This is a genomic window from Pseudomonas sp. BF-RE-22, assembly GCF_019956155.1.
GTDB classification, from domain to species: Bacteria; Pseudomonadota; Gammaproteobacteria; order Pseudomonadales; family Pseudomonadaceae; genus Aquipseudomonas; species Aquipseudomonas migulae.
The window spans coordinates 91,874-103,222 of record NZ_JAHBDD010000005.1 but is presented as its reverse complement, the minus strand read 5'-3'; the positions used below and the strand labels follow the sequence as shown (position 1 = coordinate 103,222).

General features: G+C 58.8%; 11 protein-coding genes. All 11 read left to right on the top strand.

The genetic code is table 11. The features are described from left to right. Window positions 1-15: 15 nt before the first annotated feature. A complete protein-coding gene (pseB, locus tag KGA82_RS03890; protein WP_008044619.1) occupies window positions 16-1,017 on the top strand; it encodes a UDP-N-acetylglucosamine 4,6-dehydratase (inverting) in 1,002 nt (333 codons plus the stop codon). After that, a complete protein-coding gene (gene pseC / locus KGA82_RS03885; protein WP_223449648.1) occupies window positions 1,014-2,177 on the top strand; it encodes a UDP-4-amino-4,6-dideoxy-N-acetyl-beta-L-altrosamine transaminase in 1,164 nt (387 codons plus the stop codon). The genes pseB and pseC overlap by 4 nt, the downstream gene beginning before the upstream one ends. A 4-nt stretch (window positions 2,178-2,181) precedes the next feature. Next, complete coding sequence (gene pseF, locus KGA82_RS03880; protein WP_223449647.1) at window positions 2,182-2,877, top strand: pseudaminic acid cytidylyltransferase; 696 nt, start codon at window positions 2,182-2,184, stop codon at window positions 2,875-2,877. Then, entirely contained in the window at window positions 2,874-4,379 is a 1,506-nt protein-coding gene (gene pseG / locus KGA82_RS03875) for a UDP-2,4-diacetamido-2,4,6-trideoxy-beta-L-altropyranose hydrolase (protein WP_223449646.1), read from the top strand. The genes pseF and pseG overlap by 4 nt, the downstream gene beginning before the upstream one ends. Beyond that, window positions 4,372-5,424 (top strand): pseudaminic acid synthase, encoded by a 1,053-nt coding sequence (pseI, locus tag KGA82_RS03870; protein ID WP_223449645.1) that lies wholly within the window; start codon window positions 4,372-4,374, stop codon window positions 5,422-5,424. The genes pseG and pseI overlap by 8 nt, the downstream gene beginning before the upstream one ends. 228 nt (window positions 5,425-5,652) lie before the next feature. Next, the gene (locus KGA82_RS03865; RefSeq protein ID WP_008035244.1) at window positions 5,653-6,579 is read left to right on the top strand and encodes a ketoacyl-ACP synthase III; all 927 of its coding nucleotides are present in this window, start codon (window positions 5,653-5,655) and stop codon (window positions 6,577-6,579) included. An 86-nt stretch (window positions 6,580-6,665) separates the two neighbouring features. Next, a complete protein-coding gene (locus KGA82_RS03860; RefSeq protein ID WP_223449644.1) occupies window positions 6,666-7,958 on the top strand; it encodes a motility associated factor glycosyltransferase family protein in 1,293 nt (430 codons plus the stop codon). Beyond that, on the top strand, window positions 7,955-8,230 hold the full coding sequence (locus tag KGA82_RS03855; RefSeq protein ID WP_223449643.1) for a hypothetical protein: 276 nt from the start codon (window positions 7,955-7,957) through the stop codon (window positions 8,228-8,230). The genes KGA82_RS03860 and KGA82_RS03855 overlap by 4 nt, the downstream gene beginning before the upstream one ends. Before the next feature lie 244 nt (window positions 8,231-8,474). After that, entirely contained in the window at window positions 8,475-9,320 is an 846-nt protein-coding gene (locus KGA82_RS03850) for a flagellin domain-containing protein (RefSeq protein ID WP_008044606.1), read from the top strand. A gap of 72 nt (window positions 9,321-9,392) precedes the next feature. Beyond that, a complete protein-coding gene (locus KGA82_RS03845; protein WP_008044605.1) occupies window positions 9,393-9,758 on the top strand; it encodes a flagellar protein FlaG in 366 nt (121 codons plus the stop codon). A gap of 82 nt (window positions 9,759-9,840) precedes the next feature. Then, window positions 9,841-11,274, top strand: a complete 1,434-nt coding sequence (gene fliD, locus KGA82_RS03840; RefSeq protein WP_223449642.1) for a flagellar filament capping protein FliD — start codon at window positions 9,841-9,843, stop codon at window positions 11,272-11,274. Window positions 11,275-11,349: the final 75 nt, after the last annotated feature.

Sequence of the window (11,349 nt, the reverse complement as noted above, 5' to 3'; positions counted from 1 at the left end):
ACAAGGACTCAAGGCATGTTCAACGGTAAATCGATTTTCATCTCTGGCGGCACCGGCTCGTTCGGGCGCAATTTCATCCGCCGGCTGCTGGAGCAATATCAGCCGAAGCGGGTGGTGGTGTTCTCGCGCGATGAGCTCAAACAGTACGAGATGCAGCAGACGTTCAACGCGCCGTGCATGCGTTACTTCCTCGGTGATGTGCGCGATGCTGATCGTCTGCGCCAGGCCATGCGCGGCATCGATTACGTGGTGCATGCCGCGGCACTGAAACAAGTGCCGGCGGCGGAGTACAACCCGACCGAATGCATCCGCACCAACGTCAACGGCGCGGAAAATATCATTGCCGCGGCTATCGACAACGGTGTGAAAAAAGTCGTCGCGCTGTCCACCGACAAGGCTGCCAGCCCGATCAACCTGTACGGCGCGACCAAGCTGCTGTCGGACAAGTTGTTCGTCGCCGCGAACAATATCGCCGGCGACCAGAACACCCGTTTTTCGGTGGTCCGTTACGGCAACGTTGCCGGTTCGCGTGGCTCGGTGGTGCCGTTTTTCAGCAAGCTGATCGCCGAGGGCGCCACGGAGCTGCCGATCACCGATGAACGCATGACGCGTTTCTGGATCACCCTCGATCACGGTGTGCAGTTTGTGCTCGACAGCTTCGCCCGCATGCACGGTGGTGAAGTGTTTGTGCCGAAGATCCCGTCGATTCGTATCGTCGATCTGGCACTGGGCATGGCTGAACATTTGCCGCACAAGAACGTCGGCATTCGTCCGGGAGAAAAACTCCATGAGTTGATGGTGCCGCTGGACGACGCGCGGATGACCCTGGAGTTTGCCGATCACTACACCATTCAACCTTCGATTCGGTTCACCAGCGTCGATGTGGATTTTGCTGTCGACAAACTGGGCGAGCAGGGCAGGCCTGTCAGTGAAGACTTCGAGTACCGCTCCGACACCAATCCGCACTACCTGTCGGTTGGCCAGATTGCTGATCTGCACGCGAAACTGCCGGCATGATTCCCTACGGTCGGCAGAGCCTCGATCAGGCAGATATCGATGCGGTGGTCGCCGTGCTGCAGTCGGACTGGCTCACTCAAGGGCCGACCATCGAACGCTTCGAACAGGCATTGGCGCAACGTTGCCAGGCTGATTTCGCCGTGGCGGTGTGCAATGCCACGGCGGCGTTGCACATTGCCTGCCTCGCGGCCGGACTCGGCCCGGGCGATCGGCTATGGACTACGCCGAATACGTTTCTGGCTTCGGCCAACTGTGGTCGCTATTGCGGCGCCGAGGTGGATTTTGTCGACATCGATCCACTGACGTGGAATCTCGACGCTTACGCACTGGCATCGAAGCTTGAGGCCGCCGAGCGCGCTGGCACGCTGCCGAAGGTGCTGGTGGCCGTAGCGTTTTCCGGGCAGAGCTGCGACATGCGCATGATCGCCGGGCTGGCCGAACGTTACGGTTTTACGGTGATTGAGGACGCGTCCCACGCGGTCGGTGCTTCCTATGCCGGACGTCCGGTGGGCTGCGGCGAATTTGCGGCGATGACGGTGTTCAGTTTTCACCCGGTGAAAATCATCACCAGCGCCGAAGGGGGCATGGTGTTGACCAACCGCCCTGAACTGGCCGAGCGCTTGCAGCGTCTGCGCAGCCACGGCATGACCCGCGATCCGCAACAGATGACCGAAGCCAGTCACGGCCCCTGGTACTACCAGCAGGTGGAGCTGGGCTTCAATTACCGGATCACCGATCTGCAGGCGGCACTCGGTCTGTCGCAGCTGGACAAGCTCGATGGCTTCATCGCGCGCCGCCGTGAACTGGCGGCGCGTTATGAGCAGTCGCTGGCGTACTTGCCGCTGACCTTGCCCGGCGCGCAGCCGGAGGCCGAATCGGCGTGGCATCTGTACGTGGTGCGGCTGCACACCGACCGGATCAACCTCAGTCATCGCCAGGTGTTCGAAGGCTTGCGAGCGGCCGGGGTCGGTGTGAACCTGCACTACATACCGGTGCATTTGCAGCCGTATTATCGCGACCTGGGGTTTGCCGAAGGCGACTTCCCGCAGGCCGAACGTTATTACGCCGAAGCCATCAGCCTGCCGATGTTTCCTTTGCTGAGCGATGAGCAGCAGGACTATGTGGTGGCGCAACTGCGGCGCCTGGTTCTTGAGGAGTAGTGTTGTGAGCAGCGTTGCGATCATTCCGGCCCGCGGCGGCAGCAAGCGAATCCCGCGCAAGAACCTCAAGCCGTTCGACGGCGTACCGATGATCGTTCGTTCGATTCGCACGGCGCTGGAGTCGCAACTGTTCGACCAGGTGATCGTCAGCACCGACGATGAAGAAATCGCCGAGGTCGCGCGGGCTCATGGGGCTCAGGTGCCGTTCTTGCGCCCGGCGTCGTTGGCCGACGATTTCACCGGCACCGCCGCGGTGATCGTTCATGCCTTGAATCAATTACCAGCGTTCGACTATGCCTGCTGCATCTACGCAACCGCACCGCTGTTGCAGGAAAGGTTTCTGCGCCAGGGACTTGAACTGCTGGAGCAGCATCCGGAAAAATCCTTCGCGTTTTCCGTGACCGATTTCGGCTTTCCCGTGCAGCGCGCCTTGACCCTCGACGAGCAGGGCGCGCTGACATCGTTGTACCCGGAATTCCGCAATACGCGGTCGCAGGATCTGGCCGCAGCCTTTCAGGACGCCGGCCAGTTCTACTGGGGACGCAGCGAGGCCTGGTTGCGCGGCGACGTGTTGTTTTCCCCGGTGAGCCTGCCGGTGATCCTGCCGCGGCATCTGGTGCAGGACATCGACACCCTCGAAGACTGGACGCGCGCCGAATACTTGTACGCTGCGCTGAAGGCCGGTGGTGAGTTGCAATGAGAGTGCTGATTCGCTCCGACGCGTCGCGCACCATTGGCAGCGGGCACATCGCCCGTTTGTTGCCGTTGGCCAGGGTTTTGCGCAAGCAGGGCTCGCATGTTGCTTTTGCATGCCGCCAACTGCCGGGGCATCGGCTGGACATGCTGGCAGACGAAGGCTTCGAAACCTTCGCGCTGCCCGATCGTTATCCCGACGAGGACCCGCAACAAGCCATCGAATCCATGCTGCCGTGGCAGGCGGACATCGACGCGCTGGCGCACGCGTTGGAAAGCCATCCTGCATTCGACTGGATCATCGTCGACCACTATGGGCTCGACCATTACTGGCAGACGGCGGCCCGGCGCTGGGCGCCACGGATCGCGGTGGTGGACGACCTCGCCACTCGCCAGTACGCGGTCGACCTGCTGCTCAACCAGAACCTGTCGGGTACACCAGAGGCTTATGGTTCGCTGCTTGAGCCTGGTTGCCAGACGTTGTTCGGCCCGCGATTCGCGATGCTGCGCGATGAGTTCTGCTGCCCGGCAATTGCGATCAAGCCCCAGGTAAAACGGGTGCTGGTCAATTTCGGCGGTTTCGATGCGGCGATGCAGACTTATCACGCGATGTTGGCGATGGCCGATTTCCATGCGCTGGAAGTTGATTTCGTGGCCGGTGCCGATAACCCGGCATGGGACAAGATGATGGCCATGGCGGCGAGTCATCCCAACTGGCGCTTGCACAGTTTTGTCAGCGACTTCTACCGCCTGATGATCGAGGCCGACCTGTTCGTCGGCGCCGGTGGGGGAACCAGTTGGGAGCGGGCGGCCCTGGGGTTGCCGACGATTTGCATTGCGGTCTCGAATAATCAGCAGGCCAACGGCGAGGTCATGGCGGCCTCGGGCGCCCATGTGTACCTGGGCGCCCGTGAGCAGGTGAGCGTCGAACAATTGCGTCAGGCCATCGGTTTTGTCGCGGGCAATCCTGGGATACGCCAGAGTCTGGCCGAGCATTCGCGCCAGTTGGTGGATGGTCGGGGCGCACAGCGGGTGGCGGCCGCCCTGGCCGGCGCGGTGTTGCTGATCCGCCCCGCGACCACCGACGATGCACAGCTTCTGTTCGACGGGCGTAATGCCGAAGCGGTACGGCGCTGGTCGCGGGAGACCGGGGTGATCGAATGGTCGTCGCATCAAAACTGGCTGGCCGCCAGTTTGAACAATGCACAGCGTCTGCTGTTGATCGCCGAGGCGGATGACGGCCCGGTGGGCGTGTTGCGTTATGACTTGTGCGAATTTGAAGCTGAAGTCTCGATTTATCTGTTTGAAGATCGCATCGGCCTGGGCTGGGGCAGGGCGCTGCTGGCTCGGGGCGAGGCCTTCGTGACCACCCATTGGCCGCAACTGCGGACTATCACCGCTCAAGTCGTGCCAGATAACCAGCCGTCGCTGAAGGTTTTTCGCGAAGCCGGTTTCACTCAGAATGCTTGCGCGTTCACGCGCGTATTAAAGGACCACTGCAATGACTAGCTTCAAAATTGGCGACCGCTTGATCGGGGCCGATGCGCCGCCGTTCATCATCGCCGAGATGAGTGGCAACCATAACCAGTCACTGGACATGGCCCTGCAAATCGTCGATGCCGCAGCCAAGGCGGGTGCGCACGCCTTGAAGCTGCAAACCTACACAGCCGACACCATGACCCTGGACCTGTCCGAGGGCGAGTTCTTCATCAAGGACCCGAACAGTCTTTGGGTCGGATCTTCCCTGTACGCGCTCTACGAAAAAGCGCATACGCCGTGGGAATGGCACGCGCCGATTTTCGCCCGCGCCAAGGCGCTGGGGATGCTCGCGTTCTCCACGCCGTTTGATGACACCGCAGTGGACTTCCTCGAAAGTCTCGACGTGCCGGCCTACAAGATCGCCAGTTTCGAGAATACGGACCTGCCGTTGATTCGTCGGGTCGCTGCGACCGGCAAGCCATTGATTATTTCCACCGGCATGGCCAGCATCGCTGAACTCGACGAAACCGTACGTGCCGCCCGCGAAGCCGGTTGCAAGGATCTGGTGTTGCTCAAGTGCACCAGCACCTACCCGGCGACGCCCGCCAACAGCAACGTGCGGACGATTCCTCATTTGCGCGAATTGTTTGGCTGTGAAGTCGGGCTGTCTGACCACTCGATGGGCGTCGGTGTGTCTGTGGCCGCGGTGGCTCTCGGGGCGACGGTGGTGGAAAAGCACTTCACCCTCGACCGTAGCGCCGGTGGCGTGGACGCCAGTTTTTCGCTGGAGCCGGCGGAGCTCGCCAGCCTGGTGATAGAAACCGAGCGCGCGTGGCAGGCCATGGGGCATGTGCATTACGGTGTGACGGACGCCGAGCGCAAGTCTCTGATGTACCGCCGCTCGCTCTACGTGACTCAGGACATGGTTGCCGGCGAGCCCTTTACTGTCGCTAATCTGCGAGCCATTCGTCCGGGGCTGGGGTTGGCTCCAAAACACGCAGAAACTCTTCTGGGCCGCCGTGCCCGTCAGGCCATCCCGCGCGGAACGCCCCTGGACTGGTCGTTGGTCGAATAACCCCTTATGGTGCTGATTCGGCAAAATAGCGTGACCTGCGAGTCATAACGCGCATCTTCACTGTATTGTATTAATCGGGAAGGTGGCGCCTGGCCTGTTTTTGGCCCAGTGATAGCCTTTTATTCTTCCCGCTGTCGCCTCAATGAGGCGGCGTTTTTCTCCGTTTGTCGGCGCCCCTCGAATCATTACGAGCGGTGGTATTGGGCTGTTTATTATTGGGAAGCCGTAATGATTGGCATAAAAAGCATTGCGAGCTACGTTCCTGTAGCCGGCGTGGACAATTACGCACAAGGTGCAAAATTCGAAAAGGATGAAGAATTCATCCTGGGCAAGATCGGTTCGGCCTTCCTGCCGCGCAAAGACGCTGGTCAGGAAACCTCGGACCTGTGTGTCGAAGCAGCCAATGCGCTGTTCGCCAACAATCCGGACTTGAAACGTGAAGACATCGACGTACTGATCGTCGTCACGCAGAACGGCGACGAAGAAGGCCTGCCGCACACCGCCGCCATCGTTCAGGACAAACTGGGCCTGCCGACCACCGTCGCCGCGTTCGATATTTCCCTGGGCTGCTCGGGCTACGTCTACGGCATCTACGCCATCAAGGGCTTCATGGAAGCCGCAGGCTTGAAGAATGGCCTGCTGATCACCGCAGATCCGTACTCGAAGATCGTCGACCCGGAAGACCGCAACACCACCATGCTGTTTGGCGATGCCGCCACTGCGACCTGGATGGGCGAAAACGCGCCATGGCAACTGGGCAAGGCCAAGTTCGGCACCGATGGTTCCGGTGCGCCGCACCTGAAGGTGACCGACGGGGTGTTCTTCATGAACGGCCGTCAGGTGTTCAACTTCGCGCTGCTGAAAGTCCCGGCGCACTTGCACGAACTGCTGACCGATTCGCAGCTCACCGCTGACGATATCGATGCGTTCTGCATTCACCAGGGCAGTGCCGCGATTGTCGACGCCGTAGCGCGACGCTTCGAAGGCGAGCCGGAGAAGTTCATCAAGGACATGGTCGAGACCGGCAACACCGTTTCGTCGAGTATCCCGTTGCTGCTGGAGAAACACGTACTGGACTCCACCTGGAAACGTGTGGCGTTGAGCGGTTTCGGCGTTGGTTTGTCATGGGGCTCGGCGATTATCTATCGCCCTTGATCCTTCAAAAGCCAGGCATAAAAATAGCGTTCAAGGTGTAACCTTGAGCGCTATTTTTTTTTTGCCCGAATGAAAAGCGAGGCTCCATGAGCGAGTTGTTTGAGCGCAACGGCGAGTTGATTCAGCGGCGTTGGCCCAAGGTCTGGCATCGACTGTCGGTGGAGAACAGCGCCGAGTTGCGCGCTGATCTGGTGGATGGCCAGGGCTCGACATTGAGCATCAATGGCATTCAGTTGACCAGTCGCCATGACCGCACTCGCGAAGCGTTGCTTCAGGCCGGCAGCCTGTCTGTCGACAGTCCGGTGGTGCATGTCTATGGCACCGGGCTGGGGGATTTGCAGCTGCAATTGCTGGAGCGAACCGGGCTTGAACGGTTGTACGTGCACATTCTGAACGGCGCGGTGTTTTCCCTGGTGCTGCAACTGCTCGATCAACAGTCGTGGCTCGCCGATTCACGAGTGGTGCTGCTGTACGCCGGCGATCTGGCGGAAATCCAGTTGCCGTACTTCGCGCTGCCTTCGGAGCTGGTGCTGGCGGACGACTACAACGCCAAGATCCGCGACCGGCTGATCAGCGAAACCCATTTGACCTTCAACAATCGCGAGTTCAATGCCGACAATCCGGAGATTGCCGAGCGTTTGCAGGCGAGTGTCGAGCGTGTTCGCGCCGATGCCGATGCTGCCGAGCTGTTTGCCACCTGTTCCGGCAGGGAAGTATTTGTCATTGCCACCGGACCCAGCCTGGAACAGCACTTCGACACGCTGCGCGCGGTACGCGAACAGGCGCAGCGGCCGTTGTTCATTTGCGTCGATACCGCCTACCGACCGCTTATCGAGCATGGGATCAAGCCGGATGTGGTGGTCACGATTGATCAGCGCATCTCGACGCGACATTTGCCGCCCGATGCCACGCGCGAAATCACGCTGGTCTACATGCCCATGGTTGATCCGGAGGTCTTGGGGGGCTGGCAGGGCAAGCGTTACGTGGCCTATTCCGCCAGCCCTGTCTATAGGGACATGCGCGAGCAGTTGCCCAAGGCCCAACTGTTTGTCGGTGGCAGTGTGATTCACCCGGCGGTGGACCTGGCGGTACACATGGGGGCCAGCCAGATCACGCTGTTCGGCGCCGATTTTGCTTTTCCGAACAACAAGACCCACGCCGGCTGGAATGACGGTGATCTTGGGCCGCAGGTGGGCGCTGCCCGGCACTGGGTGCTCGATGGCCACGGTCAGCGAGTCAAGACGCAGCTCAATTTCCGCAGTTACTTGTGCGAGCTGGAACGGTACATCGCCGGGCATCCTCAGATGGCTTTCTATAACAGCAGTCGGGCAGGGGCGATGATCGTCGGCACGACGTTTCACCCGGAGCTCACGCGATGACTGAATCCTCCCTGATTGCCGAGGCGCGTCAGTGTTCTGTTTTGTTCCGTCTGGGGCGAGATGTCGAAGCGGCGCTGCACATGGTCCAGATATGCAGTGATGTGCAATCCGCAATGGGGCACGAGACTGTCGAGGTCCAATCCCGCTGGACGGCGTTGCTCACCCACATGCAGGCCTGTCAGGAGGCGCAGGATTGGTTGGCGCTGGCCGATTATCTTGATTATGAGTTGCCCCAAATGCTGGAAGCGGCCGCGGCCGGTCAAGGCTTTTGACAATGTGCCGGTACAGGCGAGTCCTCGCTGTCCCGTTACCGGCATTTCCCTGACGTCACTTTTTTGGATTGGCTTGCCGCCAAGCCCTTGTTTTATGGGGGGTGGCAGTGTGATGGCAAATTTTTTTCAAAATGGCCTAAAGCAACCTGCATTCGCGACGATAACTATTACGAAGGTTCTCTAGGCCATACCCGGCGGTTGCCAGGGCCGGAAGCCGCAGTACCCAACCAACGAGGAATTCGTCATGGCTTTGACAGTAAACACCAACACTACGTCGCTGAACGTTCAGAAGAACCTGAACCGTGCTTCCGACGCGCTTTCGACTTCGATGACTCGCCTGTCTTCCGGCCTGAAAATCAACAGCGCCAAAGACGACGCCGCCGGCCTGCAAATCGCTAACCGTATGACCTCGCAGATCCGTGGTCAGACCATGGCTATCAAAAACGCCAACGACGGTGTTTCGATCGCTCAGACCGCTGAAGGCGCTCTGCAAGAGTCGACCAACATTCTGCAACGTATGCGTGAAATTGCACTGCAATCGCGAAACGACTCCAACGGCACTGCTGACCGTACCGCTCTGGACAAAGAATACCAACAGTCGGTTGCAGAACTGACCCGTATTGCTCAGTCCACCAACCTGAACGGCAAAGCGCTGATCGACGGTACTGCTGGCGCGATGGAATTCCAGGTAGGTTCGAACACTACTTCCGACAACCAGATCACTCTGACCCTGTCGACCAGCTTCGACGCCAGCGCCCTGGGCATGACCGGTACTACCATCTCCGGTACTTCCAACTCGGGTAACCACAACTCTGTATTGTCCGCGATCTCGGCCATCAACATTGCCCTGGACAAAATCAACTCCACTCGTGCTGACCTCGGTGCTGCTCAGAACCGTTTCTCCACCACGATCTCCAACCTGCAGAACATCAACGAAAACGCCAGTGCTGCACTGAGCCGCGTACAAGATACCGACTTCGCTGCTGAAACTGCACAGCTGACCAAGCAAAACACCCTGCAACAAGCTTCCACTTCGGTTCTGGCCCAGGCCAACCAACTGCCATCCGCTGTACTGAAACTGCTTCAGTAATAGCTGGGTAAGTTTTGGCGGGGGAGTGCGCACGCGCGCTCTCTCGCTTTTTCAATTTAAGAGGTGATGGACATGGATATGAGCGTGAAGCTGAACTTGTCTTATCCTGCCGCGAAGCCGGCGACGACTGTTGCTGAACAATCGGTGGAAAAGCCTCGAGCCGATGCTGCCACCGTGGCAACGGTCAAGGATGAATCAAAAGACGCGCAAAGCGAGCAGGACAAACTGAAGATGGCCGTTCAGGAAATCGAAAAGTTCGTTCAATCGATCAAGCGCAATCTGGAGTTCTCGATCGATGAACCTTCAGGCAAGGTTATCGTTAAAGTGATCGCCAGTGAGTCGGGTGAAGTGGTTCGCCAGATCCCCAACGAAGAAGTGCTCAAACTGGCCAATAGTTTGAATGATGCAAGCAGCCTGTTGTTCAGCGCTAAAGTCTGACAGCTGGCACGAATTTTGTTGCTATGTTCTTTTGGGCGTTGTAATGGTCAAAAGGCCGGCGACACACTGAAGGGAGTCCCACATGGCAAGTCCAATTCTACCGGGTCTGGGGTTAGGCTCCGGCCTTGACACCACGGCTATCGTCAAAGCTTTGGTTGATGCTGATAAATCGGCCAAGCAAACCCAGATCAACCGGCAGACGAACACCAATACATCGCAGATTTCCGGTGTCGGGACCCTCAAGAGTGTGTTGGCGAATTTCCAGGCCGCGATCAAAAACCTTGGTGATACCAAGACCCCTCAGTTCCTGGGTTACAACGCCACGAGTTCCGATCCCAAAGTGCTGACCTCTGTCGCCAGCAACTCGGCGGTCAACGGCACGTATGTCATCAAGGTCAACTCCCTTGCGACTTCATCCAAGGTGGCGACCGCTGCGTTTCCCCTTGGCCCTACCAGTGCCATTCAGGACGGTACGCTCAATATCACTCAAAATGGCATTGCCCGACCGGTCACCATTCCTCCTGGTGCTACATTGCAGACGGTGCGGGATGCGATCAACACCCAGCAAGGCGCCAATGGCTTCAGTGCCAACATTGTCACTGACTCCTTCGGTTCGCGTCTGGTCCTGGGCTCTACCGCGACCGGTTTGAATTCCGATATCACGCTCAGTGGTATTCCTGGCCTGGAAATTACCGCGGGCCAGAAAATGGGTGCCACGCCTGATGAGAATTCGGCGGGTGCCATCGGCGAACTCGCTGCGAATGCCAGCTTCACGGTTGACGGGCTGGCTATCTCCAGCAAATCCAACACCGTGGATGGCGCCATTTCCGGCCTGACACTGAATCTGGTGACGACGGGTACTTCCACTGTGACGGTCGGGCCGAACAGTGACGGTTTGAAAAAATCGATCCAGGCTTTTGTCGACGCTTTCAACCAGGTGGTCAGCACCGTCAGTACGCTGAGCAAGCCTTCCCTGGATAAAGATGGCAAGCCAACCATTCCCGCGGCTTTGACCGGTGACTCGCTGGGTCGCAGTGTTCTGGCGTCGATCCGTGAGCCGTTGGCAAGTACCGGTGCTGGCGACAAACTGACCGTGCTTTCGCAGTTGGGTATTACCACTAACCAGAAAACCGGTGCGCTCGATTTTGACAGCACCAAGTTCTCTGCGGCGATGGATACGCAGAAACTGGGTGGTGAAATTCAGAAGCTGTTTCTGGGTGATCCAGCGGCGACCGGCGATGCGGCCAAGGGGCTGCTGGAGCGAATGAATTCGGCGATTACGCCTTATACCGTTACTGGCAACGAAGGCATCCTCGATGCGCGTTCGGCCAGCCTGGCGAAGGTTAAAACCAACCTGGCCAGCCAGCAGGAGGCACTGGATCGTCGGGTCGCGACTCTGACAACCGTGCTGACCAAGAAGTACAACGACATGGACACTCTTGTCGGCAAGCTCAAGGCAACGGCGAGCAACATTACCTCGATGTTTGAGGCGATGAACGCACAGAAAAAAGGCTGATAGCGCGTAGGCGCCAAAAGCCCGGCAGCGAATTCCGCTTGTCGGGCTTTTTTTGTTTCGATCTAAAGATTTTTG